This window comes from Mesorhizobium sp. DCY119, assembly GCF_003590645.1.
In the GTDB taxonomy this organism is placed as follows: domain Bacteria; phylum Pseudomonadota; class Alphaproteobacteria; order Rhizobiales; family Rhizobiaceae; genus Mesorhizobium_M.
Genome location: NZ_CP031834.1, coordinates 4,091,978 through 4,117,484, shown reverse-complemented (window position 1 = coordinate 4,117,484; position 25,507 = coordinate 4,091,978). Strand labels below are relative to the sequence as shown.

General features: G+C 61.9%; 27 protein-coding genes and 2 pseudogenes. 15 read left to right on the top strand and 14 right to left on the bottom strand.

All coding sequences use genetic code 11. The features are described 5' to 3' along the window. Positions 1-38: 38 nt before the first annotated feature. From DZG07_RS19995 to DZG07_RS19975, 5 genes are all read right to left on the bottom strand, one after another. Positions 39-1,301, bottom strand: coding sequence for an MFS transporter (locus DZG07_RS19995; RefSeq protein ID WP_119820097.1), 1,263 nt, complete (start codon positions 1,299-1,301; stop codon positions 39-41). Between the two features lie 159 nt (positions 1,302-1,460). Then, the gene (locus DZG07_RS19990; protein WP_119820094.1) at positions 1,461-2,645 is read right to left on the bottom strand and encodes an acetyl-CoA C-acetyltransferase; all 1,185 of its coding nucleotides are present in this window, start codon (positions 2,643-2,645) and stop codon (positions 1,461-1,463) included. Positions 2,646-2,682: 37 nt separating this feature from the next. Next, the gene (locus DZG07_RS19985; protein ID WP_119820091.1) at positions 2,683-3,693 is read right to left on the bottom strand and encodes an aldo/keto reductase; all 1,011 of its coding nucleotides are present in this window, start codon (positions 3,691-3,693) and stop codon (positions 2,683-2,685) included. 121 nt (positions 3,694-3,814) lie between these two features. Beyond that, entirely contained in the window at positions 3,815-4,213 is a 399-nt protein-coding gene (locus tag DZG07_RS19980; RefSeq protein ID WP_119820088.1) for a MarR family winged helix-turn-helix transcriptional regulator, read from the bottom strand. Between the two features lie 218 nt (positions 4,214-4,431). Further along, positions 4,432-5,277: an alpha/beta hydrolase gene (locus tag DZG07_RS19975; RefSeq protein WP_119820085.1), complete on the bottom strand. Its 846-nt coding sequence runs from the start codon at positions 5,275-5,277 to the stop codon at positions 4,432-4,434. A gap of 112 nt (positions 5,278-5,389) precedes the next feature. Between DZG07_RS19975 and DZG07_RS19970 the strand changes: the two genes are divergently transcribed. Then, positions 5,390-5,968 carry a TetR/AcrR family transcriptional regulator gene (locus DZG07_RS19970; RefSeq protein ID WP_119820083.1) on the top strand — a complete coding sequence of 193 codons (579 nt, stop codon included), beginning with the start codon at positions 5,390-5,392 and terminating at the stop codon, positions 5,966-5,968. A gap of 193 nt (positions 5,969-6,161) precedes the next feature. Here the strand turns inward: DZG07_RS19970 and DZG07_RS19965 are convergent, their stop codons facing one another. After that, positions 6,162-7,256: an alkene reductase gene (locus DZG07_RS19965; protein WP_119821924.1), complete on the bottom strand. Its 1,095-nt coding sequence runs from the start codon at positions 7,254-7,256 to the stop codon at positions 6,162-6,164. A 125-nt stretch (positions 7,257-7,381) separates the two neighbouring features. On the opposite strand from DZG07_RS19965, the gene DZG07_RS19960 reads away from it, so the two are divergent. Together DZG07_RS19960 and DZG07_RS19955 are read left to right on the top strand one after the other, a co-directional pair. Then, entirely contained in the window at positions 7,382-8,146 is a 765-nt protein-coding gene (locus DZG07_RS19960; protein WP_245429534.1) for an SDR family NAD(P)-dependent oxidoreductase, read from the top strand. A gap of 67 nt (positions 8,147-8,213) precedes the next feature. Continuing rightward, the gene (locus DZG07_RS19955) at positions 8,214-8,651 is read left to right on the top strand and encodes a tautomerase family protein (protein WP_119820080.1); all 438 of its coding nucleotides are present in this window, start codon (positions 8,214-8,216) and stop codon (positions 8,649-8,651) included. A gap of 140 nt (positions 8,652-8,791) precedes the next feature. Here the strand turns inward: DZG07_RS19955 and DZG07_RS19950 are convergent, their stop codons facing one another. The 6 genes from DZG07_RS19950 to DZG07_RS19925 form a co-directional block, all read right to left on the bottom strand. Then, positions 8,792-9,625, bottom strand: coding sequence for an alpha/beta hydrolase (locus DZG07_RS19950; RefSeq protein WP_245429660.1), 834 nt, complete (start codon positions 9,623-9,625; stop codon positions 8,792-8,794). Positions 9,626-9,701: 76 nt separating this feature from the next. After that, positions 9,702-10,703, bottom strand: coding sequence for an NADP-dependent oxidoreductase (locus tag DZG07_RS19945; protein ID WP_119820074.1), 1,002 nt, complete (start codon positions 10,701-10,703; stop codon positions 9,702-9,704). 53 nt (positions 10,704-10,756) lie between these two features. Next, a complete protein-coding gene (locus tag DZG07_RS19940; protein WP_119820071.1) occupies positions 10,757-11,743 on the bottom strand; it encodes an MDR family oxidoreductase in 987 nt (328 codons plus the stop codon). A 31-nt stretch (positions 11,744-11,774) separates the two neighbouring features. After that, positions 11,775-12,563: an SDR family oxidoreductase gene (locus tag DZG07_RS19935; protein ID WP_119820068.1), complete on the bottom strand. Its 789-nt coding sequence runs from the start codon at positions 12,561-12,563 to the stop codon at positions 11,775-11,777. A 236-nt stretch (positions 12,564-12,799) separates the two neighbouring features. After that, positions 12,800-13,138 carry a DoxX family protein gene (locus tag DZG07_RS19930; RefSeq protein WP_162931674.1) on the bottom strand — a complete coding sequence of 113 codons (339 nt, stop codon included), beginning with the start codon at positions 13,136-13,138 and terminating at the stop codon, positions 12,800-12,802. Positions 13,139-13,310: 172 nt separating this feature from the next. Then, positions 13,311-13,766, bottom strand: a complete 456-nt coding sequence (locus DZG07_RS19925; protein ID WP_245429533.1) for a DUF2000 domain-containing protein — start codon at positions 13,764-13,766, stop codon at positions 13,311-13,313. A gap of 212 nt (positions 13,767-13,978) precedes the next feature. On the opposite strand from DZG07_RS19925, the gene DZG07_RS19920 reads away from it, so the two are divergent. From DZG07_RS19920 to DZG07_RS24275, 4 genes and pseudogenes are all read left to right on the top strand, one after another. After that, positions 13,979-14,545 (top strand): TetR/AcrR family transcriptional regulator, encoded by a 567-nt coding sequence (locus DZG07_RS19920; protein ID WP_119820063.1) that lies wholly within the window; start codon positions 13,979-13,981, stop codon positions 14,543-14,545. A 102-nt stretch (positions 14,546-14,647) separates the two neighbouring features. After that, positions 14,648-14,872: pseudogene (locus DZG07_RS24285) on the top strand (MATE family efflux transporter); the annotation flags it as partial. Beyond that, a pseudogene (locus DZG07_RS24435) lies at positions 14,859-15,080 on the top strand (hypothetical protein); the annotation flags it as partial. The pseudogenes DZG07_RS24285 and DZG07_RS24435, both read left to right, overlap by 14 nt. Before the next feature lie 304 nt (positions 15,081-15,384). After that, a complete protein-coding gene (locus DZG07_RS24275; RefSeq protein ID WP_245429532.1) occupies positions 15,385-15,897 on the top strand; it encodes an MATE family efflux transporter in 513 nt (170 codons plus the stop codon). Here the strand turns inward: DZG07_RS24275 and DZG07_RS19910 are convergent. Next, positions 15,854-16,183: a transposase gene (locus DZG07_RS19910; RefSeq protein ID WP_119820060.1), complete on the bottom strand. Its 330-nt coding sequence runs from the start codon at positions 16,181-16,183 to the stop codon at positions 15,854-15,856. The two genes, DZG07_RS24275 and DZG07_RS19910, sit on opposite strands and share 44 nt — an antisense overlap. Positions 16,184-16,376: 193 nt before the next feature. Between DZG07_RS19910 and DZG07_RS19905 the strand changes: the two genes are divergently transcribed. From DZG07_RS19905 to DZG07_RS19870, 8 genes are all read left to right on the top strand, one after another. Further along, positions 16,377-17,252: a sulfurtransferase gene (locus tag DZG07_RS19905; protein ID WP_162931673.1), complete on the top strand. Its 876-nt coding sequence runs from the start codon at positions 16,377-16,379 to the stop codon at positions 17,250-17,252. A 155-nt stretch (positions 17,253-17,407) separates the two neighbouring features. Continuing rightward, positions 17,408-18,451, top strand: coding sequence for an ABC transporter substrate-binding protein (locus tag DZG07_RS19900; RefSeq protein ID WP_162931672.1), 1,044 nt, complete (start codon positions 17,408-17,410; stop codon positions 18,449-18,451). 36 nt (positions 18,452-18,487) lie between these two features. After that, entirely contained in the window at positions 18,488-19,849 is a 1,362-nt protein-coding gene (locus DZG07_RS19895; protein ID WP_119820052.1) for an NtaA/DmoA family FMN-dependent monooxygenase, read from the top strand. A gap of 9 nt (positions 19,850-19,858) precedes the next feature. Beyond that, on the top strand, positions 19,859-20,641 hold the full coding sequence (locus tag DZG07_RS19890; protein ID WP_119821918.1) for an ABC transporter ATP-binding protein: 783 nt from the start codon (positions 19,859-19,861) through the stop codon (positions 20,639-20,641). Positions 20,642-20,657: 16 nt separating this feature from the next. Beyond that, entirely contained in the window at positions 20,658-21,500 is an 843-nt protein-coding gene (locus tag DZG07_RS19885; protein WP_119920289.1) for an ABC transporter permease, read from the top strand. Between the two features lie 32 nt (positions 21,501-21,532). Beyond that, positions 21,533-22,372 carry a sulfurtransferase gene (locus DZG07_RS19880; RefSeq protein WP_162931671.1) on the top strand — a complete coding sequence of 280 codons (840 nt, stop codon included), beginning with the start codon at positions 21,533-21,535 and terminating at the stop codon, positions 22,370-22,372. 25 nt (positions 22,373-22,397) lie between these two features. Beyond that, entirely contained in the window at positions 22,398-23,195 is a 798-nt protein-coding gene (locus DZG07_RS19875; protein WP_119820044.1) for an SDR family NAD(P)-dependent oxidoreductase, read from the top strand. A 245-nt stretch (positions 23,196-23,440) separates the two neighbouring features. Continuing rightward, positions 23,441-24,820: an MATE family efflux transporter gene (locus tag DZG07_RS19870; protein WP_119820041.1), complete on the top strand. Its 1,380-nt coding sequence runs from the start codon at positions 23,441-23,443 to the stop codon at positions 24,818-24,820. A gap of 173 nt (positions 24,821-24,993) precedes the next feature. Here DZG07_RS19870 and DZG07_RS19865 read toward each other — a convergent pair whose 3' ends face one another. Then, on the bottom strand, positions 24,994-25,311 hold the full coding sequence (locus DZG07_RS19865) for a PaaI family thioesterase (protein WP_245429531.1): 318 nt from the start codon (positions 25,309-25,311) through the stop codon (positions 24,994-24,996). Positions 25,312-25,507 lie beyond the last annotated feature (196 nt).

Below are 25,507 nucleotides of genomic sequence, written 5' to 3'. Positions count from 1 at the left end.
CTACTTGGATTGGCTTTCCCTCCCTGACGAGGCCGCGCTTAGGCATTCGCCAGCTTCACGCCCCTGCTTCTTTCATCGTCGCTAAGACCTATCATCAGAAGCGTCGCAACCATGGCTAGAGAAACGGATGCAATCCAGAGTAGTCTATAGTCGCCGCTCCAATCAAAGACGGCCCCTCCTGCCCAAGCGCCGGCGGCAGCTCCGATCGCATGCCCGGCGGCGAGCAGTCCCATCGATAGGCCAAGGACGCGGACGCCCAGGCGGCTGGCGAGGTAGCTCGCCGTCACCGGAGCGGTCGAGTAGTCGAAGAGCCCGAACAGAGTGGCGAAAACCATGAGTAGAGGATAACTGTCGGCGACGAACATCAGCAGGATGAAAGCGCCCGCGCGGGCTGTGTAGATGAACGCCAGTAGGAGCGGTCGGTGCACGCGGTCCGACAGCCATCCGGCGGCGATCATTCCAGCGAGGTTCAGCGCGGACAGCACACCATAGGCGGTGGCGCTCGGCACGGGGCTGAATCCGCACAGCGCCGCATAGGGCATCAAGTGGGTCTCGATGACGCCGGTTGTCGTGAACCCGCAGATTGCGTAGCTCCAGAACAATGCGTGGAACACCGGACTGCGAGCGAGCGCGGCAAGGTTGCTGCGTGGCTTGGTATGAGCACCGCTTTCACCATGGATGTGAGAACGTGCGGTCGAGGCAGGCGCATGTCCTCCTAAGGTGAGCCATGCCACAGGTATGAGCAGAAAGCAGGAAGCTGCGAGGAGCAGGAAAGCGAGGCGCCATTCGCCGCTTTGCATCAAGAACGCCAGCGCCGGCATCAACAAGAGTTGTCCGGCGGTGGAGCCGGCAGTGCCGATTCCGACGGCGAGGCCACGGTTTTGCTCGATCCGCTGCGCGATCGCCGCCGCAACGACGTGCTGGGCAATGGTCCCGAAACCGAGGGCGCCTATCCCGGCGAAGCCGATCGGCAGCAGCCAGGATGTCAGTCCGGGTTGCGCGGATGCAACCAGCACGATGCCGACGCCGATCGCGGCCAGCCCGAAGACCAGAAGAGGCCGGGATCCCCGACGGTCGACGAGACCCCCGGCGAAGGGTGCTATCACGGCAATGACAAGGAGGGAGGCTGCCGCGATACCGGAGATGAAACTCCGTGACCAGCCGAACTCGGACTGCCAAGCCGGCATGGCGAGCGAGAGCGAACCGCGCACCGTGAAGGCGAGCGCCAGCGTCAGGAACCCGAGAATGACAACGCCCCAGGCGCCACTGCCGGTTTTCTGGATGACGGATTTTCTGGTCATGCCCTATTGCCTCAAGACGCTACACTCTCGATCGCGGTGTGCGCCGCAAACGCGGAGTGGACGGGATAATCATATTCAGGGACGTCGAGCACAGGCCGCGCGTTCTGCCGCCACGGTTGATTTCCAGGATCTGGCTTCAGGAACCGCATCTCGCATCTATCAGAGCGCTTCGAGCGCCAGCGCAATGCCTTGGCCGCCTCCGATACAGAGCGTGACAATGCCCCGCGACAGCCCGTCGCGCTTCATCGAATGGAGAAGCCGTGTGGTAAGGATCGCGCCGGTTGCACCGATGGCGTGACCGTGCGCGACAGCGCCGCCTTCGACATTGACGATGTCGTCCGGCAGGCCGAGTTCTTGCGTGACGGCGATAGGCACGGCGGCGAAGGCCTCGTTGATCTCGATGCGCTCAATGTCGGCAAGCGTCCAGCCGGCCTTTTCCAGCGCCTTGCGAACGGCCGGTACAGGACCAAGACCGAACAGGCCCGGCTCGACGGCGGCGACGCCGTAACCTGCAAGGCGCGCCATCGGCGCGATGCCCTTGGCCTCGGCAAAGCCACGCTCGGCGACGATGATCGCGGCGGCAGCGCTGTTCAGCCCCGGCGCGTTGCCGGCGGTGATGGTCCCGTCCGGCCGGAAGGCCGGCTTCAGCCGGGCTAGCGACTCAATCGTGGTGTCGGGGCGCGGCGCTTCGTCATTCGCAAAACGTTCCAGCCCCTTGCGGCCCTTGATCTCGACCGCAACGATCTCGTCAGCGAACAGTCCGGCATCCCGTGCGGCGGCAAAGCGCTGCTGCGAACGCGCGGCAAAAGCGTCCTGCGCCTCGCGAGTGATCTGCAGCTTGGTGACGAGATCTTCCGTGTGCCAGCCGGAATGCTCGCCCGAGAAGGCGTCGTTCAGCCCGTCGGTCAGCATGCTGTCGAGGATCTGGGCAGGCCCCATGCGGTAACCCCAGCGCCCGCCATCCATGAGGTATGGCGCGCGGTCCATGTTCTCCATGCCGCCGGCAATGGCGGCGTCGCTGTCGCCGGCGGCGATTTCCAGCGCCGCGGTCAGGATTGCCTGCGCGCCCGAGCCGCAGACCCGGTTGACGGTCAGTGCGGGCACCGAAACCGGAAGACCACCGCCAATGGATGCCTGACGCGCCGGGTTCATGCGGTTGCCCGCCTGGATGACGTTGCCCATGACCACCGTTCCGATGTCGTCACCGGAAAGCCCCGCGCGCCGCAGGGTTTCTCGCACGACGACCGCGCCGAGCTCGGTGGCGGGAACGCCCTTCAGCGCGCCGTTATAGGCGCCGATCGCGGTGCGGACCGGGTAAGCGAGGATGATGTCACGTGAACTCATGGTCTTTCTCCTTGTCAGGATGGTGTTTGTACGGCGTTCAGGCGACGGGTTTTCGGCTGCCGCTCTCGCCTGTCCACGGCAGCGGGCAGCGCGCCGGCGCGGCCGGATCGAGGTTGCTGACGCTGTCGAGCCTGTCGAGCTGTCCTGAGGAGAGCTCGACGCCGATCGCCCCGAGATTGCTGGTAAGCTGCGTCAGCGAGCGAGGGCCGATCATCGGGACCGCGCCGTGGCTGCCCGCCCAGGCAATGGCGACTTGATCGGCGCTGACGCCGAGGTCGCCGGCGATTGCAAGCACGGCGTCGAGCACATTCGTGCGCTGCTCCGAATTTTCAGGCTGGAAGACCCTTCCGCCCATGCCTTCGGCACGGCCCTTCTCGCCCTGGCGGTACTTACCCGTCAGCATGCCGCCGCCGAGCGGCGACCATGTCACGATGCCGAGTCCGAGCGCCTCGGAGGCCGGAAAGAGGTCAGCTTCGGGTTGACGGTGGACCAAGCTGTGCTCGAACTGCGCGGCGGCGATCGGCACCGCATGGGTCAGTTCCGCCAGCGTGACCGCGCGTGAAAGCCGCCAGGCCGGGAAGTTGGAGAGGCCAGCGTAGAGAATCTTGCCGGCGCGGGCGAGGTCCTCGAACCCACGGACGATCTCCTCGGCCGGCGTCACGCCATCGGGGTGATGCGCCCAGTAGATGTCGATGCGGTCTGTCTTCAGGCGCTTGAGGCTGCCTTCAACAGAGGCGATCAGCGCCTTGCGGCTGTTGCCGGTGACCAGCCGGTCGGCATTGGGTACGGCTCCGTTGGTAAACTTGGTGGCGAGCACGAAATTTTCACGCCGACCCTGCAGCAAGGATCCGAGTATCTCTTCGGATTGCCCGAACTGGTAGACGTCCGCCGTGTCGATGAAATTGCCGCCGGCCTCCGCATAGGCGTTGAAAATTGCCGTGCTATCGTCAGCGTTGGCGCCATGGCCCCAGCCTGTCCCGAAATTGCCGGTGCCAAGGGCGATCTGCGAGACCCGAAGGCCGGTCTTTCCTAACAAGGTGTATTTCATGATAGCTCCGTTCTTTACGCGGCACGAGGTTTGTCAGTAGTCGAGAGGCGCTAGCTGCGAGGTCTGAGGGGTCACGCAGATCGAACTTTCTGCGGGTATATGCCCGCTTTGAAAAAGAACCCTATAACGAGTGCAGGATGTCCTGCAACGCTATGATCTTCACCGGGCCTAGCTGCTTTTCGATCTGTCGCTGACATTCTTCCCAGATCGGACGCGCGGTTCCGAGCACGTGGGTCCCGCGATCCGCGAGGGTGACGGTGGCCTCCCTGTGGTCGTCTTCACCGCGTCCCATCTCGACGAGGCCAACTCGCTCGAGGACTCGCACATTGCGCCCCACCGTCGAACGGTCGAGTTCGGCGATGCGGCCGAGTTCGGTGAAGTTCACGGGCTGACAGCGTTCGATGATCCTGAGCAGCGAATATTGCGCGATGTTGATCCCCAGCGGGGCCAGCGCCTCGTCATAGATCGACGCGACTTTCCGGGTCGCCGTGCGCAGCAGTGAACCATAGCAGTGGGACATATTGCGCGTATATACCCTCTTATTATCGATGTCGAACGAATATAGCGCCAGTTTTCTTCACAGCTACATGGGTGATGGTCCTTTGCCGATGAATGCACCAACCCTGGCTCGCCACGCCGCGAATGCCTGTTCCAGGGCCTTCATTCGTCTTCCGCAGCGCGCACTTGGGGTGGATCCAAGCGGGCTCGAAGCGTTCCCATCTCGGCCTAAGGCGGCGATCACTCATCCAGGAACTGGATGGCGTGCTTCAGAAACCGCTCGGGATACTGGAACTGCGCGCCGTGCCCGGCGTCCGGATAGACGATCAGTTGCGCATTCGGAATGTTCTGAACCATATGCCAGGAATTGATCGTGGCGATCATGACATCGTTGACGCCGTTGACGACCAAGGTCGGCTGGCTGATCTCGGCCAGATGGTCGAATGGCTTTTCCGGGTCGAGCGGCGTGGCGAAAGCGGTGCTCGCCTCGATTTCGGCCTGCATGAGCTCGACTGAACTCGGCGGGTCTTGGTCTTCGCGCTGGTGGCGGCGGGCCCAGAAATCACGGCCGGCCTGTTTGGCAGCTTTCGAGGGACCGAAGAACAGGAACAGGAAATCGTCCACGGTCGGAACCGGCCGTGGTGCGGCCTCGAAAATCCTTGGATCGGGAGCGGGATTGCCGCCGCGCGGCTGGGTGCCAAGGAGCAGGAGTTTGCGCACAAGTTCAGAATGACGCTGCGTGAAATCCTGCGCCACCATACCGCCGAGAGAGAAGCCGGCGACGTCGACCTTGGAGAGGCCGAGTGCATGGATCACCTTGGCCGCGTCGTCGGCCTTGTCTTCGATGCGATTGCGCGGGGCGCCGGTAGAGGATGCGCAGCCACGGTAGTTGTAAAGGATCACCTCGCGCCCTGCCGCCAGTCCGTCGGTCAGCAGAGGGTCCCAATGATCCAGACCGCCGCGGAAGTGCTGGAAGAACAGCAGCGGTGGCTGCCCGGAATTGGCGTTGCCCCAACGGCGATAGGCAAAGCCGTCGCCGTCGACTTCGATGAACCGGGTCGGCGCTGTGAAATGGGTATCTGACATTGGAGATTCCTCGTGATACATGCAATTTAAATGATGGTCATCATCAAGGGAGTCAAGCAATAATGATGACCGACATCATTATCTGGTTTCATTTGTCGAAAGGAGCTGCCAAGTGCGTGTCACAAAAGAGAAAGCGCAGGAAAACCGCGATCGCATTGTCGACACTGCGGCGGTGCTGTTCCGCGAGCATGGGTTCGATAGCGTAGGCGTCGCACAGTTAATGGAGCAAGCGGGGTTCACCCATGGCGGCTTCTACAACCATTTCCGGTCCAAAGAGGGTCTAGTTGTGGAGGCAGCGGCCAAAGCCTTTGGCGAAACGGCGGCACGATACTCAGGCCGCGATGCCGTAGTCGCCATCGAACTCTACATATCGCGTGAGCATAGGGACGCGCGTGGCCACGGCTGTCCGGCCGCAGCCCTGAGTGGCGAAGCTGCACGTCAACCGGACGAAACCAAGTCCGTTTTTGCCGTCGGAATTGAGAATCTCGTGCGGGTGCTTGAGGATGACATCGCACGAAGGAAAGCCCATGCCTCAGAGGCACGCATGCAAGCCATCAACGTCTTCGCCCAAGCCGTAGGCGCCATCGTCCTGTCGAGGGCTTGTCCAGACAACTCCATGTTGGCCGATGAAATACTCGACGCTTGCCGCGCCGATTGCCTCTCGACGATCCAACATGGCGCACGAAAATAATCGAGCTGTAGACCAAGAATAATGTTGAACAAACATAGCGATCATCCGCACGACTAGGAGAGGCGCAGCAGGGACGCCCATTCGCATCGCTGGATCGCTAAGACAGACCGCCCGATTGATGGCTGCACCATATTGAAAGGCACCCCGCCCAAACGATCTGGCTCGGGCGGAGTGCGAGCTCGGCCTCAATGCGTCAAGGACGGCTTGAGGCGGCGATGGCGGGATAGTCCGTGTAACCCGCTGCGCCACCGCCATAGAGAGTGGCCTGTTCGAAGTTGGCGAGCGGCGCGCCGGCCGTCAGGCGCTCAACGAGGTCAGGATTGGCGATAAACGGCCGCCCGAAGGCGAACAGGTCCGCTTTGCCCTCGGCCAGACGTGACTTGGCAAGCTCCAGATCGTAGCCGTTATTAGCGACGTAAGTGTTCCTGAACTTGCGGCGCAGCGCTTCGAAGTCGAAGGGGGAGACGTCGCGCGGCCCGCCTGTGGCGCCTTCCACGACATGGATATAGGCAATGCCGAGCTCGTCGAGCTTCTCGACGATGTAATCGAATTGCGCCTGCGGATCGGAGGCGAACACCCCGTTGGCCGGTGATACCGGCGAGATCCGGATCCCGGTTCTATTCGCGCCGATTTCCTTGGCAACGGCGGTCGTTACCTCAAGCGTCAGCCGGGCGCGATTCTCGACCGAACCGCCGTAAGCGTCGGTGCGGGTGTTCGCGCCATCCTTGAGGAACTGGTCGAGCAGATAGCCATTCGCGCCATGGATTTCGACACCGTCGAAACCGGCTGCGATCGCATTCGCGGCTGCTCTGCGGAAATCTTCGATGATGCCGGGGATCTCGTCCAGTTCGAGCGCACGCGGCTCCGACACATCGACGAAGCCATTGTTCACGAACGTCTTGGTCAAGGCCCTGATAGGGGACGGTGCTACCGGGGCCTGCCCGTTCGGCTGCAAGTTGATATGCGAGACACGGCCGACGTGCCAGAGTTGCAGGAAGATGCGCCCACCCCTGGCATGCACGGCGTTCGTCACCTTGCGCCAGCCGTCGATCTGCGCCTGGGTGTAGATGCCGGGGGTGTCCTGATAGCCCTGACCCTGCTGAGAAATTTGTGTCGCCTCCGAGACGATCAGGCCTGCGGAAGCCCGTTGCGTATAGTACTCCACAGCCAGTCCACCCGGCACAAAACCGGCGCCGGCTCTGTTGCGCGTTAATGGAGCCATGACGACCCGGTTTGCCAGCGTGATGTTGCCGAGCTCATAGGGCTCGAAAAGAGTTTTGTCGGTCATGATTTGCCTTTCGTCTTCCTTGTCGCGCGAATGCAGCGAACATGTTCGGTGCATCAGGGCGCAGCTTCATGCCGTCCCCGATATAAAGATGATGGTAATCATCATAGAGAAATATGATAGTCGTCATGAAAGAAGTCAAACCGCAAACTGCGGTTAGACGCGAAGCCCAGCGCGAGGAGACAAAAATGACGCACCCTTCAGCCAAGCCGCTCGCCCTCGTGACCGGCGTCGGCCCGGGGACCGGGGCCGCCACCATAGTCCGGCGTTTCGCCAGCGGAGGGTATCGCGTCGCCATGGTGGCGCGCGACGCTGAGCGGCTGAACGTTCTGGCATCAGAAATACCGGACACGATCGCGGTCCCCTGCGACGTGACAATTGTCGAAGCTCTCAAAGAGGCGATAGCCCGGGTCGGGAACCCGAAGATCGTTGTCCACAATGCCGTTGGCGGCACCTTCGGTTCGTTCACGGAGATCGACCCCGACGTTTTACGGCGCAACTTCGAGGTCAACACGATGGCGCTTCTTCACCTGGCCCGGCTGACCACACCGGCGATGGTAGAGGTCGGCGAGGGTGCCCTGATCGTAACGGGCAACACCTCGGCGCTGCGGGGGAAGCCTAATTTCGCCGGCTTCGCACCGACCAAGGCCGCGCAGCGGATTCTCTCGGAGGCGATTGCCCGCGAGCTTTGTCCCAAAGGGGTTCACGTCGCCTATGTGGTCATCGATGCCGTGATCGACGTGCCGCGGCAGCGCGAACGTTTGCCGAACGCGGCGGACGATTTTTTCATTCAGCCCGCATCGATTGCCGAGGAGGTGTTCCATCTCGCTCACCAGCCACGCGACGCATGGTCGTTCCTTGCCGAGGTCCGTCCGTTCCACGAGCCCTGGTGATCGTCCGGGCGCCCGGCGTCGCAAACTGACAACGACACACAACGAAGCAGTCAACGGAGGATTGAAGATGCCTACATATGTATGCTGGTCGGCGGCCGGCTGGCTCTCTGCGGAGCAGCGCACGCAGATTGCCGAGGCCATAACAACCATCCATGCCGAGGAGGGAAGGGCGCCGCGCTACTTCGTTCAGGTGCTCTTCAACGAGGTGCAGTCCGACAGCCACTTCATTGGCAGCCGAGCCGCCAACGACGGGCACATCTGGATTCGAGCCGATATCAGAAGTGGTCGCACCGACGAGCACAAGAAGGCCATCCTCGAGCGGATCGCCACCGATATCAGCGCGATTGCAGAGGTCGGCAGGGAGGATGTCTGGGTCTACCTATCCGACATCTCAGCGGCGGGGATACTCGAGTTCGGTCATGTTCTGCCTCAGCCGGGGGAGGACGACGCCTGGTTCACGAAACTGCCGGACGCCCTGCAACAGCGGCCGAAAGCTTTATCCTGAGCACGACGTGGCGGCCGGGACGGTCGTCTGGATGGATGACCAAGAGGCCCCCGCGGAGGCGACGGGCGACTAACGCATCCAGCGTTGCGCCGACCAATGGAGGGCTGCGCGCGTACAAAGAGACGCTTCAACCGCAACCCTTAAGCGTCAACAAACGCCACCACCTTGCTGACGAACGCCTCGTGGTTTTGGAAAATCCCGCCATGCCCGGCATCTTTGTAGATGACGAGTTCGGTGTTTGGCAGACGGCGCACGAGATCGACTGAGTTGGGGGTCGGCACCATGATGCCGTGATCGCCATTGGCGACCAACACCGGTTTGCCGATGCCGGACAGATCCTGCGGCGGCTGTCTGCCCCAGGCGTGGATCGCCTTCAGTTGTCTGAGCAGCATGGCGATCGTGGCCGGCTTGTCGCGATCGGCCTTTCGCTCCTTCAACCGTTCGAGGAAGGCTTTCGCGGCGCGGCGGCCATTCGTGGTCGCGGTGAAAAATAAAAACTTCTTCGGGTCGGTGAAGGTCAGCATGCCCTTCATCATCAGCGGCCAGGACACCGGCCCGACGCGCTCGATGCCCTCGCCGCCTGCTGGTCCCGTTCCCGCCAGGATGACCTTTCGGATCAGCTCTGGGTGGTCCAGGACGATCTGTTGGACGACAAAGCCACCAAGCGAGAATCCGATCAGATCGACTTCCTTGAAGCCTAGCGCGCGGATCACGGCGACGGTGTCCTCAGCCATCTCAGCCACCTTGAGCGGGGCCTTGCCGCCCGACCCTCCGACACCGCGATAGTTGATCGCAACAACTGGCCGCGTTCGGGCAAGGCCGTCGACGATGCACGGATCGAAATTGTCCAGCGTCGCGCCCCAATGGTTCAGCAGGATGACAGGGACGCCGACGGCAGGTCCGAGCTGTCGATAGACGAAGGTCGTTCCAGCCGCGCCGACGCTTCTCGTCGGCGCATCCTTCCCCGTCGTCACCTCAGTTTCGGATGGATGAAGTTTGGTCACGACCGTCTTCCAGGACATGCGCGCCGACACGAACTCCGGGCGTGGATTACTTCAATGTGAGAACCACCTTGCCTTTGGCGCGTGCCGAATCGACGTAGACAAGGGCATCGTTGATGGTCTCGAACGGGAAGACCCGATCCACGACCGGACGAATGACGCCGGCTTCGATCAGGGAGGTGATCTGGCTCAGCTGGTCGCCATTCGCTCGCATGAACAGAAACGAGTAATCGACCCGGCGCGCCCTCGCCTTGCGCTTTATGCCGAAGCTCAACAGCCGCAGCACCTGTCGCAGGAACCAGTTCAGTCCCTGTTCCCTGCCAAAGGCGGGATCGGGCGGGCCGGAGATCGAGATCAGCTTTCCGCCGGGCTTGAGTACGTTCAGCGATTTCTCCAGCGTTTTTGCGTCGAGACTGTTTAGCGCAACGTCGTAGCCAGACAGGACTTTCTCGAAGTCCTGCGTCCTGTAGTCGATGGCAACATCAGCACCGAGGCTCTCGACGAGATCGGCGTTCGCGGCACTCGCTGTCGTGGCGACCGTCGCGCCGAGATGTTTGGCAAGCTGGATGGCAAAGGTGCCGACCCCGCCCGATCCTGCATGAATGAGAACCTTCTGCCCTTTCTTGAGCTTCGCCCGATCGACAAGCACCTGCCATGCGGTCAGCCCGACCAGAGGGATGGAAGCGGCTTCCTTCATTGTCAGGTTGTTTGGCTTCAGAGCCACATCGGCTTCGTTGATGGCTATGAATTCCGCGAAGGCGCCGATCCGGCCGTCACGAGGCCGGGCGTAGATCTCGTCGCCGGCCTTGAAACGCCGGACGTTCCTGCCGACGCGAACCACGACGCCGGCTACGTCGTGTCCGAGGACGAGGGGCGGGCGATATGGCAGGATCAGCTTGAACTCGCCGTCGCGGAGCTTGGAATCCAGTTGGTTGAGCCCTGCTGCGTGAATTTCGACAAGGACGTCGTCGTCCTTCACCGCCGGCTGCGGTACGTCGCCAAGCCGCAACGCGCTCTTTTTCGCATATCGGTCGAGGATAAAGGCTTTCATGTTTTCATTTCTCTATCGCATCGCCAAGGCCTGTCCCGGCCAATGGCAGTTCATCACGCATTGACGTCGACCACGGTGCGGCCCTGGATCTTTCCTTCCAGGATGCGGCTGGCGACGTCCAGAACATCCGCGAGTCCGACAACTGTGGTCGTCCGCGCCAGCTTCCTGAGGTCCAGATCGCGGGCCAGCCGCGACCAGGCTTCGAGCCGCACGGGCTGAGCTGCGTTGACGGCGTCGATGCCCGCCAGAGTGACGTTGCGAAGGATGAACGGCAATACCGAGCCTGGGAGATCTCTGCCCTGCGCCAGACCAAAAGCGGCGACCACGCCGCGATACCGCGTCTGCGCCAGCACATTCGCCAGCGTGTGACTGCCGACGGAATCGATGGCGCCGGCCCATCGTTCGGTCGAGATCGGCTTCCCCGGCTCGGAAAGCGTGCGACGGTCGATCACTTCGGCCGCGCCGAGCTCGCGCAGATAGTCGGCCTCTTCGAGACGGCCGGTCGAGGCAATCACGCGATAGCCCAGCGTGGACAGCAGCGCGATCGCGACAGATCCCGCGCCGCCATTAGCGCCTGTCACCAGGATGTCACCCCGATCGGGCGTGATGCCGCCATGTTCGAGCGCCAGCACCGACAGCATGGCCGTGTAGCCTGCGGTGCCGATTGCCATGGCGTCTTTCGTCGAGAACGGCTCCGGGATCTTGACGAGCCAATCGCCGGTCAGCCGGGATTTCTGGGTGAAGCCGCCGTGATGGGTCTCTCCCAGTCCCCAGCAGTTGGCGACGACGCGATCCCCGACCTTGATGCCGGGATAGGAGGAGGCCTCGACAGTGCCCGCGAAGTCGGCGCCCGGTATCAGCGGAAACCGCTTGATGATCGGCGCTCGCCCCGTGATGGCAAGGCCGTCCTTGTAGTTCACAGTCGAGTAGTCGACGGCGACAGTGACGTCACCTGGCATGAGATCGTTGTTAACAAGGTCGACGAGATCGACCGAGAACTTGTCATCGTTCTTGGTCGCTAGAAGGGCTTTGAACGTCATTGCTCTTTCCTCCGCTTGTATTTGAATCGCGTCAATCCGCCGTCCGATAGCGGTCCGCGGGATGAATCTGGGCGAACCCCGGGATCATCACGTGTCGCGCTGCCTGATAGGCGTCCCAGTGCTCCGCCTCGTGAAGGGCTGGGATGGTGATCGACTCGCGGCGGTCGAAACCGACGAGCGCGGCATCGACCAGGTCGCCGACGTCCATAAGCGGAGGAATCTTGGCGGGGTCCGCCCTGGCGCGTTCCCAGATCTCGGTGCGCGTCGCCGCGGGTAGCACGGCCTGCACGTAGACGCCCTTGGGTCCGAGCTCGAGGCCGAGCCCCTGCGATAGATAAAGGACAAAAGCCTTCGTTGCGCCGTAGACGCTCTGGCCGAATTCCGGCACCAGCCCGACCACCGACGAAGTGTTGACGATGGCTCCCTCGCCGACCTGTACGAAGCGTACCGCCGCGGCGTGGGCCAGTCGGACAAGAGCCGTCGTGTTCAGCGCGACCAGACGATCGATGTCGTCGATCGCCTGCCGCTCGAACGCGCCAGCGAGACCTGCCCCGGCATTGTTGAGAAGAATCCCGATCCTCCAATCCTCGCGCAGCCGGGTTTCCACGACCCCGAGATCGTTCCGGTTCGTGAGGTCGGCGGGGACAATTTCGACGGAAACGCCCGTCTTATCGCGCAGCCGCCCGGCAAGGGCCTCAAGCCGAGCCTTGTCCCGGGCGACGAGGACAAGATCGTGTCCCCGCTGCGCGAAGCGTTCGGCGTAAGTGGCTCCGATGCCCGTCGAGGCTCCGGTGATGAGGACTGAGGGGGTGTCGGTCACGGTGATGTTCTCGGTGTCGGGTTCTTATTTATGATGGCAGTCATTATTACGCTTTAAATATGATCGCCATCATAGGGAAGTCAATGACGGTGAAGAGGAATACGAGCGGGATTTCGCAGCGCCTGCCTACTCGAACGCGGTGCCTGCATGGCCGGCAGGGACGGAGTGCCCGATGACGATGGATCCTTCGCAGCTAAACCATTCACGACATGGCAACCGCCGCACGACCGCACAGTTCAGAACGACAGATAGCCCTGCAGGATCAGGAACAGCAGCACGGTCGTGGGCAGAAGCGCGTGCCTGTACTCCTTGTGCAACAGCAGCGTCGCGATCGCAGCCAGAATGATGGCAGCGCCAAGTCCGACGCCCCAAAACCGCGTCGAAGCGAAGGCGAGAAACATCGCGACGAGGAGCTCAAGCCCTGCTGTGACGTAGTGAAACCAGTCGGGATAGCCCCAGCGAGTATATTCCGCGCGCACATTCGGCGGCGCAATCCAGTTGCCAACAGCGCCGATGACGAAGAAGGCGGCGAGAGCCCAGGCCAGCAGGTCCTGTCCGGCAAAACCGAAGATCACGTCGCGGCCTCTCTTGTTCCACAGGATACGTAATGATGATTTGTATCATCATTACGTGAATATGATCGAGACGATGCGAATGTCAACGCCACAGTCTGGTTCGCAGGACGTGGCAGGCTCCCGCCGGCCACTCACCGCCAAGACGATGAAGCGCAATACATCGGCGAAACCTTTATCGAGCAAGTTTCAGCCCCTTGAGAACCTTGTCCGCGAGTTTGCGATCCGTCCGAAACGCCAGTCCGACGACCTCAAGATTGTCGGCGGCGACGGCCGAGACCGCTGCGCGGTTGTCGACATCGTTGAAGGTGTTGAAGAGGTCTCGCGTGAAGATCGAGAACGCCACATCCCTGCCGCGGGCTCGCTCCACAGTGCGGGTCATTTCCCCGGGACTTGCGCTAAAGACGAGGACAGGGTCCTTGAACATCGGAAGGTAGCGATTGCCCGACGCATCGCGATAGTCTTCTCCCACCACGCCGTCCTGGCTGGCGACGCCGCTGATCGTGAAGGCGGCGACATTCAGTCTCTCCCAGGGTTCAAGGTCGGACCGGAGCACGACCGCGATCTTCATCGGCTGGCCGGCATCTTGTATTTCGCCCATCTGGTCTACTCCCTGGCTGTCTACGTTCATTCTTCTTGCTCCACTGCTTCTGGCGTCCTCGACCGGCGGTGATCGCCGTCGTCATCGACGCCGTTCCCGCGTTTGTCACGATATCCCGCAGGCCGCACTGACCTCGTTGCTCTTTTTCACGTTACCCCTATATACATGACAAACGTCATGATTGTAGTGTGTGTTCGGACCCTTTGTCGTCAAATACAACGACGGAGTTGGAGACATGCGAGATGAAAGTCAGCCGAGAGCAAATGGCAGAGAACCGCCGCCGGATCCTCGATTCAGCAAGCCAGCTGTTTCGAAAGAAGGGCTTCGAGGCCGTTACGGTCGCCGAAGTCATGAATGCGGCAGGCCTCACGCATGGCGGCTTCTACGGTCATTTCGAGTCCAAGGACGATCTGGTCGCCCAGACGCTCGCGCATGCCCTCAAGCCGAGCTCAGAGCGAAAGTTCGATCTCGACGCCTATGTCGACGGCTATCTGTCGCCACGCCATCGCGACAATCCGGCCAAAGGCTGCCCTACGGCGGCGCTCGCCGCGGAGACCCGTCATCAGAGCGCGGCGGCGCGAGCAGCGATCACCGACGGGTTCCGCTGCCAGATCGACAGATTGACTGAGGCGCTTCCAGGAGCGACCGACGCTGACAGGCGTCAGGTGGCCATAGCAAGCTGGGCGGCGATGGTGGGAGCCGTCATCCTTGCACGCGCAATCGACGATCCCGAGCTTTCGGATGAAGTTCTGGCGCAGACGCGCGCTTGGATCGGTTCCGGAACCGACCTCCTTTCTTCCGATCGGTGAAAGCGCGTCGTGGCAGACACCGTTGCGACCGTTGCTGAGCACCGGATAGATTCGCGTACCCAGCGTCTTCTCGAAGCGCCCGTTCTTCCCTTGCTCCTCGGAATGGCGTGGCCGAACGTCCTGATCATGATAGCCCAGGCCTCGACCGGGCTGATCGAGACGTGGTTCGTAGCCCGGCCCGGCACCGCCGAACTTGCGGGCATGGCGCTGGTGTTCCCGCCCGTCATGCTGATGACGATGATATCGGGAGAAGCGGTGGGTGGTGGGATCTCGTCCGCTGTCGCGCGCGCTCTCGGCGCCGGACGATGGCAGGATGCCGACGCACTCCTCCTGCACGCCGTCGTCATCAACATCGTGCTGGGTCTGCTCTTTTCATTCATCTTCCTTAGCGTTCGGAGAGCAGATCTACCGCCTGATGGGAGGAGAAGGCGCGGTACTCGAAGCCGCCCTGATCTACTCGAACAGAGTATTCGCGGGCTGCATCTTCATGTGGCTCGTGAACGGCCTCGCCAGCGTCATTCGCGGGACGGGCAACATGCTGTTTCCAGCCATGGTCATCTGCGTCGGCGTGCTCTTCCTTGTTCCCGTTTCGCCGCTCCTGATTTTCGGCTTCGGTCCGATCCCCGCACTCGGCATCGCCTGCGGGGGCGTGGCCCTGGTGCTCTTCCATGTTGTGGCAACCATGGCGACCGCCTGGTACATCCTTGCCGGGCGCAGTTCGGTGCGATTCAAACGGACCAGGCTTCAAAGATCCGCCACGGCAAGCATCATGCATGTCGGCGCATATTCAGCGATCAATTCAATCCAGACGAACGTCACCATCGAGGGGGACGATCGCGTTGGTCGCGGCCATGGCCGGTGTCGGGTCGGTGGCCGGCTATGGTACCGGAGCGCGCCTCGAATATCCGCTCATTCCGCTCATCTTCGGCATCGCCGCCACCATCTGGCCCGAGCAATGGCTGAGGCTGTTCAGCGCGAAAGCCGATATGATCGAAACCGGAAGCGCATACCTCCGGATCGTCGGACCGACCTATGGTTTCTTCGGTCTCGGGCTGTCGCTTCATTTTGCCTCGCAAGGAGCGGGACGGCTATACTGGCCGCTCACCGCCGGCTTCCTGCGCATCGCGGTAGCCCTCGGTGTGGGATGGATCGCCCCGAGTATCACCGGATCGCTCGAATGGCTGTTGGGCGCGCTCACACTGGGATTGGTGGTCTATGGGATGACGATCCTCGCGGCCGTTCGATCCGGCGCCTGGTTCCGGCAAGACCTCCTGAGCTCAAAAAGTCCCGAAAGAGCCTTGCTGATGGTCACTTCGTCCAATCAGACGAGAACGCAACGAACGCCCGCTTGAGAACCTCGTTCTCGGCCTGCAGCTTTTGGATCTTGCGACGAAGGGCGTTCAGTTCCTGCACCAGTTCGTCCTCGGATCGGGGTTTGCGATTTGGCTCCAGGCCGCCGCGCTGTTCTAGTCGCTTTTCGTCAGCCGCTCGCACCCAGAGCCGCAACGACTGCTCGCCGACACCGGATTGCTGCGCCACCTCGCGAAAGATCGTGTGGTCGCGCGGATCGGCAACCCGGCGCTGGTCGACCATCGCCACCGCGGCCGCACGCTGCTGGTCGGAGTATTTTCTATTCAACGGCGTCAGGCTTTCCGGGTCGGAAGGTGACCAAAATCGTACTGCTGATCAACCATAGTTCCTCCAACCCTACGGCTTGTTTCCAGCTTGATGTTTCACCGGTTCTAGTTAGAATCTATATAGCTTCCTCGCCTCGGTAAAGTCCGGGTTTCAACGAGCAGGGACGATGCGGGGCGTAACCGAAAGCACTGCGATGAACGAGCGCCCGCCCCTGGTAACGGTCGAATGGCTGAGAGAGAACCGCGACGATCCGAGCCTCGTGCTGCTTGACGCAAGCGTCTGGCTTGACCGCGCACCCGAAGGCCAGATCAGGGGCGAGTTCCGCAGCGGCCTCGACCAATATATAACCAGCGGTCACATTCCCGGCGCGCGGTTTGCCGATCTCTTCACGGAGTTTTCGGATGCCGAGGCCGCACACCCCTTCACATTGCCGCGGCGCGAACAATTCGAGGCCGCCGCCGGCCGCCTCGGCATCACCCCAGAAAGCCACGTCGTCATCTACGATGCGATTAAGGGCCAATGGGCGGCGCGTCTCTGGTGGGTCTTCCGAACCCTTGGCCACGGGAGGGTCAGCGTACTGGACGGTGGGTTGCGACGGTATCGGGCGCTGGGTGGAACTCTGGAAACCGGAATAGCGCCCTATCCCAGGACGACTTACCGGAACAAGGGGACGCCCGGCCCTTATGCCAGTCGTGCCGACGTTCTCGATCTGGTCGCCCGACGCACCGAGGGTACCCTGATCTGCCTGCTTCAACCCGATGATTTTGCCGGGATCATTTCGGTCCGCAGTCGAGCCGGACATATCCCCGGCAGCGTCAACCTGCCCTTCGACACGCTCATCGACGAGAAGGACAATACTCTCCTGCCGGCCGAGGAGTTGCGATCCCGCTTTCGTGCAGTTACTCCATTAGAGGGCGAGCGAGTGATCACCTATTGCGGGGGCGGAATCGCCTCGACACTCGGGGCGCTCTCTTTGGCTGTGATCGGATATGGCAATACCTTGGAGTATGACGGATCTTTGGCGGACTGGCTGAGCGATCCGGAATTGCCACTAGTGACTGGCCGCTAATCCGAAGCTGCGCTGCAAGAATCTGCTTCCGGACGAGCGTTCTAGAGAATGGCAGCACTTTAAATTCTACTAAATTGGTAGATTTAGCTATTTAAAATTCTAACTAGAACGTTTAGGTTCTGAACTGAGGCTACGCGTAGTGCGGCACTTCGGGTGTGGGCACTGCGGGGCGATCAGTGAAGGGATCAGACATGACTATCTATGCTAGAGCGGCGCGTTTCGCGGCCGTCGTGGGGATTGGGCTTTCGGTTCTGCAGGGCTTCAGTGGCATCGCTGTTGCACAAGAGCTGCAAACCATTCGAATCTCTGCCGTTCCGGGCTCGATCATGGGCGTGGATTTTCGGGCCGGCATCGCTGAAGGCTTTTTTGCGCGCCATGGCCTGAAGCTGGAGATTGCCGAACTCGCTACCGGAACGAATAACATCACGGCGACGATCAACGGATCGGCCGATATCGGCTATGCGGACATTTTTGCCGGGCTGTCGAGCATCAGCAATGGCTTCGATATCGGCCTGGTGGCCCCTAACAACGGCCTTGGCCAAAACTGGTTCGTGCTGGTTCGCGAAGACAGCGATATCGCGACGGCCAAGGACCTCGAAAAGCGAACCGTCGCTCTCGGCGCGCCTCCGCAATTCAAGGCGATCACCTCCGCCTGGCTAGACGCGCAGGGCGCCGATCCTTCGGCTGTTTCATTCACCATCGTTCAGGATCAGACGACATACGGCTCATTGCTGGAAACGCGGCAGGTCGACGCGATCGCGACCGCATCGTCGGTGAACGCCTTTCGCTGGATCGCTGATCACAAGTTTCGGCTGATCGGAGAGCGGAACCTGGGCAAACTGCGGCTAGCGGAAGGATCCCCGATTGCCGGCTGGTGGGTCACTCGCCAGTGGTATGACGCAAATACCGAACTGGCGACGCGCTTCCGCGATGCGCTGCGCGAAAGCATCGCGTGGTACTCGGGGCTCTCGATCGAGGAACGTGCACGCCACTTCCTGGATCAGACGACCGTCGATCTCGTCGCCTTGGACAAGAAAACGCCGGGTGTTCTGGAACTGACGGCTGGCAGCTATCCCGGATTCAAGACGCCGGTGGACCTTGAGAAACTCCGTGTCTGGATCGAGATCGGAGCGCGCTACGCCAACGTCCCCAAGGGCGTGGATCTGGAAGCCCATATCCTCCCCACCTCCCGCAACTGACAAGAGCGTGTCGCCACGGGCACCAAGGAATGGATCATGACGAAGCGCCGTAAACTGAAGATCGCCTATTCGTCCTGGCCCACCGGCCGACATGCGAGCGCATGGCGCCTGCCGGAGGCGTTCAACAGCGGAACCGTCGATCCGGTCTACCTTGCCGACACGGCTCGCGCCACGGAGCGGGGGCTGTTCGACTATTATTTCATGGGAAATGCGATCTCCAGCACACCCGAAGCGCAAGGAAGCTGGCACAACAACGTGTTCAAGCTCGAAGGGTTCACGGTCGCGGCGTACGTGGCCGCGATCACGCGGCATATAGGCCTGGTTGTCACCGTCAACAGTTCCTATCAGGATCCCTACGATACGGCCCGCGCGATCGTCTCGCTCGATCACCTGAGCAATGGCCGCGCCGGTCTTAACATCGTCACCGGGTTGGCGGGAGTGGACGCCCCGTCGCGCAACTACGGCCAGACGCAACACATGGCCGGGGACGACAAATACCGGAAAGCACACGAATTCATCAGCCTGGTGCACGGTCTTTCCGACAGTTGGGAAGACGGCTTCTTCCTGGACGACCGTGACGGGGGCCGCTTCATCGATCCCACCAGGGCCCACGCGATCAATTTCAAGGGCGAATTCTTTTCCGTGGCCGGTCCGCTCAACCTGCCGCGCCCTATTCAAGGCCATGTGCCTGTCATTCACGCCGGCAACTCGGAAGCTTCGTTCCAGTATGGCGGCCAATACGCCGATATTCGTTTCAGCCCGTTCGTCACGACCGACTGGAATGTCGAATACTATGCCAAGGTAAAGAGCTATCTCCCCACCTACGGCCGTGATCCCGACGACATTTTCGTCATTCCCGGCATCACCTTCTATGTCGCAGGCACCGACGCCGAGGCCCGGCGCAAATTCCGCGAGGTTCAGAACCTGGTCGTGAACGAATACGCGCCGGGGAACATCGGCGCGGTCCTGGGACGTGATTTTTCGCGCATCGACCGCAATGAGCGCATCGTCGACATTCTGAACGAAGAGGATTTCGCGAAGCACAAATGGCTGCGCACGGCGCTGAATGCCTTTGGCGACGAGAGCGTCACGCTGCTCGACCTGTTCAACTACATCTCCAACATCGGTCACCTCAACCAGCCGCCCGTGGTCGGATCCGGCCGCAGCGTGGCGCGTTGGATCGCGGAAAACTTCGAGGCGCGTGCATTCGACGGGGTCAAGCTGTTCCCGCCCTATTCGCGTACGCCACTCGACGCCTTTGTCGATCTGGTCGTCCCGGAACTGCAGAGGCTGGGCATCTACAAGACCGCGTACGAAGCGGAGACGCTGCGCGGGCATCTTGGCCTGTCCAGGCCTTCGAACAGTTTCGAGCGTGCCGCAGCCCAAGCTGCGGCTTAGGTGCCGGCGATGTCGATTCAGATTACCTCCCTGAGCAAACGCTACAAGAGCGTGCTCGGCTCCGACGTCGTGGGTCTTTCGCCGGTCAGCCTGTCGCTGCGCGAAGGCGGACTGGTTTCGATCGTCGGTCGATCCGGCTGCGGCAAGTCGACGCTTCTGCGCCTGATTGCCGGTCTTGAGCAGCCGAGTTCCGGAAGTGTCGCGGTCAATGGCAAGAACGTCATGCGCCCGCCCGCCAGCGTGCGTTACGTGTTCCAGAACTACGGCGAGTCCCTGCTTCCCTGGAGGACAGTCGGCAACAACGTTCGCTTCGGATTGCGCCACTCCCATCGTCCGATTTCGTTGCCGGGCATCGAGAATGCCAGGGAAGCGATCATCGACAAGCTTCTCGATGAGGTCGGCCTCGGCGGGACCGCGGCGCGCTACCCCGCCGAACTTTCAGGCGGGATGCAGCAGCGCGTGGCGATAGCACGAGCCCTGGCCGCCAATCCGGAGGTGTTGTTGCTCGACGAGCCGTTCTCGGCAGTGGATGCGCTCAGCCGCGCCACGTTGCAGGATCTGCTGCTGGGCCTCTGGAAGGACCATGCGCTGACCGTCGTTTTCGTCACGCACGATATCGACGAGGCGCTTTATCTGTCCGACCGCGTGATCGTTCTGGCGCCTTGCGGCCAGGGCATCCAGATGGACGTGGACGTGCCCCTGCCGCGTCCACGCAACCAGATCACGACAAGGCAGGACCCGACTTTCCTCGAGCTTCGCCGCGACATCCTTTCCTACGTGCTCGCGAATTGATGAGAAGGGTTTCACCGTGACTGCCCAAGATCACGTCGCCAAATATCCTATCGCAAAACCCGACCGGCCAGCGTTTCGCCTGCCTGTCGGATTGACAAGCTATTTTCGCAGCCGGGCCTTTGGCTGGACGATCGTCGTCGTGCTGCTGGTCTCGTGGCAGTGGGTCAGTACGGCCTACAGGATGCCGCAACTGCCGCCACTGTCCGACATAGCCCAGACATGGCTGCAGCAGATCCTGAACGGTCCGTTGCTGACGGCCGTCCTCCAGACGCTTCGCATCACCGCGATCGGATATCTTTTCGCGACCATCATGGGAGTAACGATCGGTTTCCTCATGGGGCGGGTTCAGGTCATCTGGGGCGCCGCCGAACCGATTGTCGAGCTGCTGCGCCAGGTTCCGATATCGGCAATGCTGCCGCTGCTGATTCTCTATCTCGGGATAGGCGACAGTTTCCGCATTGCGATCGTTTTGCTGGCGGCAAGTTTTCCGATCCTCCTCAATTCGTATGCCGGCGCCCGCAGCGTTTCGAAGACGATGCAGATGACGGCTCAGACGTTCCAGCTGAACTGGCTGCAGACGCAGATCGAGATCGGTCTGCCTTCGGCATTGCCCTTCATTCTCGTCGGCATGCGCCAGGCACTCGGCGTGACGCTGATCGTCGCCGTCCTGACCGGAATGCTCGCCGGCAACAGCGGCATCGGCTACTTCATCCTCCAGGCCCAGCAGGTGCTGGACGTGCGCTCCCTGTTTGCGGGAATCTTCACGATCGCGGCGGTGGGCTACTTTCTTAACACCATCTTCCTGATTGCCGAGAAACGCCTGACGCGCTGGCGGAACCTTGGTCTCTCCGCGCACTGATCGAGCGCACCAGTCAATCGAAAGAAATGACCATGACCCATGAACCTGACCCGCCGCTGGCGCGAACAGTCACCCCTGCCTGGCTTTCGGAGGCCCTACAATCGGGCGGAGATTTTGTCGTGCTCGACGTCCGCTTCTCTCCGGGGCAGCCCGGCCGCCGGGAAAGCTTCCTGGCCGGTCACGTTCCGGGTGCCCGATACATCGATCTCCCGACCGAACTCGCCGATCCCGTCGCACGCCAGAAGGGGAGGGGATCCAATCCACTACCGCAACCGGATCATCTTCAGCAGACCCTGCGGCGGCTTGGTGTTTCGGCCACGGCGACGGTGATCGCGTATGACGACACCAACGGCGCGCCGGCGGCGCGTGCGTGGTGGGTCCTCGTGTGGGCAGGCTTGGCCGATGTGCGTGTCCTCGAAGGCGGACTGAAAGCATGGGTCGCCGAGGGCGGGTTGCTGGCGAAGGGCGAGGCAAACGTCGAGGAACCCGGAAACGTTGAGTTGGCGCCGGGTCGGCTGCCGCATGTCGATGTCGATGCCGTGCTTCAGGTGGCAAATCACGCAACGCTCGTCGACGCGCGCCCGGCCGACAATTTTGCAGGGCCGACGGGCGGGCACATCCCCGGCGCACGCAGCTTCCCCGCAAACCAGGTGCTGGACGCCCACGGCAGGTTCATCGAGGCGGAAGTCTTGCGCGACCGTCTGAGCGCCGCCGGCATCGATCCGGATCGGCCGATCGTCGCCTATTGCGGCGGGGGCGTCGCCGCCTCGCTGCTGACCTTCGGCCTCGACCGCATCGGCGCGGATGTGACTTTTTATCCGGGTTCCTGGTCGGAGTGGCGGCTCGATCCGGCGCGCCCGGTCGAGTCTTGAAACAGCACTATCAGGGACATTACGAATGAGTATCTCCAGGATCTTTTCCGTCGAAGGGCGCAAGGCGCTTGTCACAGGCGGAGCGAGCGGCATAGGTCTCGCCGTCGCTGAAGCCTTGGCCGAGAACGGCGCGTCTGTGACTCTCCTCGATCAGAACGAGGAAGCGCTTCGCCTGGAAGTCGGCCGGCTCAAAGCCGCCGGATATGCGGTCGATGGCGTCGTCGGCGACGTCTCGCGCCAGGACATCAAGGGTGTCATCGCCTCGGCGATCGACCGTCTCGGCGGCCTCGACATCGTCTTCGCCAACGCCGGCATCAGCGGGGGGTATGGCGCCGGACTGGATCCTGTCGTCGGAGCGATCGAGAACCTCGATCCCGAAATCTGGCACAGGACACTTGCCGTCAATCTGGGCGGCGTCGTGAGCACGTTGCAGGCGGTGACGCCGGTCCTGAAAGCACAGCGCTCCGGCAAGATCGTGGTGACATCGTCCATAGCCGGCCTGAGAGCCAACATATCGATCGGCTATGCGTACACCGCCTCGAAGTCTGCGGTCGCGCTGCTGACCAAGGCGCTCGCGCTGGAGCTGGCGCCGTTCGGCGTCCAGGTGAACGGACTTGCGCCGGGGCCTTTCAAGACGAACATCAACGAGAGGCGCTTCCACATTCCCGAGAACGAAGCGGCACAGGCGGCGAAAGTGCCGTTGGGAAGGCTGGCGCAGCCTGATGAGATCAAGGGGCTTGCGCTTCTTTTGTCTTCGTCGGCGTCGAGCTACATCACCGGAGCGGTTATCCCGATCGATGGTGGTGTCACTGCCGGGGTCTAGGGGGCATCGCGTCTCGCAGAGCGGTCCCTCGCGAGGCGCCGATCAACCGATTTCGCTCGGTTATGGCGCGGCCGCATCTTTTCGGCCCAGCATCGGGCTCATTCAGCGGCGCGGGATAAGGATGCGGGTCGAGTGTAAGCGGCAAGCTCGATGTCTGCGTGAAATTCTCGCGCTGGAACAACAATAACAGCTTCCCGATCAGCGGGCGGCGCTAAGGGATGCGTCAGCATCGATTGGGCTTTTCCATGAGCGAGAGTATCGCCCTTCAACGACAAGACAATGCGAGGTTCGACGCACGGACCAGCCGTCTGCTCGAAACGCCGATCCTGCCGCTGCTGTTCAGCATGGCGTGGCCGAACGTCCTCATCATGGTTGCGCAGGCCTCCACCGGTCTGATCGAAACCTGGTACGTCGCCCGGATCGGCACCGAGGCACTCGCCGACATGGCGCTTGTCTTTCCGACGGTCATGTTCACGACGATGATCGCGGGCGGCGCGCTGGGGGGCGGCATCTCGTCCAGTGTCGCTCGCGCGCTGGGCTCGGGTCGAAGAGAAGCTGCAGATGCGCTGGTCCTGAATGCGATCGTCGTCAGCATCCTGCTGGGCCTCGCCGTCAGCCTCATCTTCCTGGTGTTCGGCCGGCCGATCTACAGGCTGATGGGAGGGCAGGGCGCCGAGCTCGAAGCGGCGCTGGTCTACTCGAATGTGGTCTTCTCCGGCAGTGTCTTCGTCTGGCTGATGAACGGCCTCGCAAGCGTCATTCGCGGTACTGGCAACATGCTCTTTCCGGCACTCGTCAGTTGCGCCGGCATCCCGTTCCTGGTTTTGATCTCCCCGTTGCTGATCTTCGGTTATGGTCCCATCCCTGCGCTCGGCATTGCAGGAGGCGGCGTCGCGCTCGTCTGCTTCTACGTCGTCAGCACCCTGGCCATGGCCTGGTATGTCTTGTCCGGGCGCAGCCCCGTCCTGTTCCGATGGGGGCGGCTGCGCAGCGACGCGATCGGCGGCATCCTGCGGATTGGCGCGCTGTCCTCCGTCAACGCGCTCATCATCAACGTCACGATCGGCGGCGCCACGGCGCTTGTCGCCTCCGTCGCGGGAGTGACTGCGGTTGCCGGCTTTGGAACCGGTGCTCGGCTCGAATACCTGCTGATCCCGATCGTCTTTGGAATCGGTACTCCCCTAGTTGCCTTGGTAGCAACGAACCTCGGGGCGGGCCAGCGTGACCGCGCTGTCGCAATTGCCTTGACGGGAGGCGCGCTGGCGTTCTCCCTCACAGAGGCGATCGGTATCGCCGCGGCCATCTGGCCGGAGGCGTGGCTGAGGCTGTTCAGCACCGAACCCCTGATGATTGAAACCGGCAGCGCCTATCTGCGCATCGTCGGACCCGTCTACGGATTCTTCGGCCTGGGGCTATCGTTGTACTTCGCCTCGCAAGGCGCGGGGCGACTGTTCTGGCCGCTCGTCGGCGGCTCTCTCCGCATCGCCATAGCCCTCGGCGGGGGATGGGTCGCACTAAGACTCACCGGATCGCTCAATTGGCTCTTCGGGGCGATCGCTTTGGGCTTGGTGGCCTACGGCTTGACCATCCTGACAGCTATCCGTTCAGGCGCGTGGTTCCGATAGAGGCGGCCCGCAAGGTCAGGCTATAGGTCGATCGATATCGAAGACGAGCAAGGTCGACGTCGCTGACGCGCACAAACGGCCAGCGGAGTCGACAAGCCTCGCTTCCGCAAAGGCGACGCAACGACCGAGTGAGACCAGCTTTCCCTCGGCTCGCACCGGGCCGCTTTCGTCCGTCAACCCACGGTATAGGCGACCTTGAGTTCGAGCGTCGTAAATCCCTGGTCTGCTGACAGGCTCGAGTGCACGGCGTAGCCGCAAGCGCTGTCCAGCAACGTCGCAGCATAGCCACCGTGAACGGAGCCGATAGGATTGTAAACGGCCGTCGATGGCCGTCCTTCGAAGATCGCGCGCCCGCGTTCCACCGCTACCAGCTGGATCCAGCGTGTCCCCGATCGGAGGTTGCTTCCCCTTTCCAAGAGGGCGCAAAGCTGGCCAAGGCCGTCCCTCTTTTGCAGGCTCTCGGTAATTGCATTGTGCGGTCTTGCGCCCATCCGGCATACCCCTTGAATGACAATGTTCAGCCGAACACCAGCCGATCTCGACCACCTTGTGGTGTCTTGGCGCCTGCGCCCTAACTGGCGGGCGGCCTCCGCTGTACGACGAGATTGCCGACTGAAACCTGCACCACCTCGTCATTCCGGTTCAGAGGGTTCGTCCGCACCTTGATCATGCCCTATTTGGGTGCGG

Bases quoted from the DNA above. Each gene is read 5' to 3' on its own strand.
- DZG07_RS19995 (WP_119820097.1), bottom strand. From the start codon at position 1,301: ATGACCAGAAAATCCGTCATCCAGAAAACCGGCAGTGGCGCCTGGGGC.
- DZG07_RS19990 (WP_119820094.1), bottom strand. From the start codon at position 2,645: ATGAGTTCACGTGACATCATCCTCGCTTACCCGGTCCGCACCGCGATC.
- DZG07_RS19985 (WP_119820091.1), bottom strand. From the start codon at position 3,693: ATGAAATACACCTTGTTAGGAAAGACCGGCCTTCGGGTCTCGCAGATC.
- DZG07_RS19980 (WP_119820088.1), bottom strand. From the start codon at position 4,213: ATGTCCCACTGCTATGGTTCACTGCTGCGCACGGCGACCCGGAAAGTC.
- DZG07_RS19975 (WP_119820085.1), bottom strand. From the start codon at position 5,277: ATGTCAGATACCCATTTCACAGCGCCGACCCGGTTCATCGAAGTCGAC.
- DZG07_RS19965 (WP_119821924.1), bottom strand. From the start codon at position 7,256: ATGACCGACAAAACTCTTTTCGAGCCCTATGAGCTCGGCAACATCACG.
- DZG07_RS19960 (WP_245429534.1), top strand. From the start codon at position 7,382: ATGAAAGAAGTCAAACCGCAAACTGCGGTTAGACGCGAAGCCCAGCGC.
- DZG07_RS19955 (WP_119820080.1), top strand. From the start codon at position 8,214: ATGCCTACATATGTATGCTGGTCGGCGGCCGGCTGGCTCTCTGCGGAG.
- DZG07_RS19945 (WP_119820074.1), bottom strand. From the start codon at position 10,703: ATGAAAGCCTTTATCCTCGACCGATATGCGAAAAAGAGCGCGTTGCGG.
- DZG07_RS19940 (WP_119820071.1), bottom strand. From the start codon at position 11,743: ATGACGTTCAAAGCCCTTCTAGCGACCAAGAACGATGACAAGTTCTCG.
- DZG07_RS19925 (WP_245429533.1), bottom strand. From the start codon at position 13,766: ATGAACGTAGACAGCCAGGGAGTAGACCAGATGGGCGAAATACAAGAT.
- DZG07_RS19920 (WP_119820063.1), top strand. From the start codon at position 13,979: ATGAAAGTCAGCCGAGAGCAAATGGCAGAGAACCGCCGCCGGATCCTC.
- DZG07_RS19905 (WP_162931673.1), top strand. From the start codon at position 16,377: ATGAACGAGCGCCCGCCCCTGGTAACGGTCGAATGGCTGAGAGAGAAC.
- DZG07_RS19895 (WP_119820052.1), top strand. From the start codon at position 18,488: ATGACGAAGCGCCGTAAACTGAAGATCGCCTATTCGTCCTGGCCCACC.
- DZG07_RS19890 (WP_119821918.1), top strand. From the start codon at position 19,859: ATGTCGATTCAGATTACCTCCCTGAGCAAACGCTACAAGAGCGTGCTC.
- DZG07_RS19880 (WP_162931671.1), top strand. From the start codon at position 21,533: ATGACCCATGAACCTGACCCGCCGCTGGCGCGAACAGTCACCCCTGCC.
- DZG07_RS19875 (WP_119820044.1), top strand. From the start codon at position 22,398: ATGAGTATCTCCAGGATCTTTTCCGTCGAAGGGCGCAAGGCGCTTGTC.
- DZG07_RS19870 (WP_119820041.1), top strand. From the start codon at position 23,441: ATGAGCGAGAGTATCGCCCTTCAACGACAAGACAATGCGAGGTTCGAC.
- DZG07_RS19865 (WP_245429531.1), bottom strand. From the start codon at position 25,311: ATGGGCGCAAGACCGCACAATGCAATTACCGAGAGCCTGCAAAAGAGG.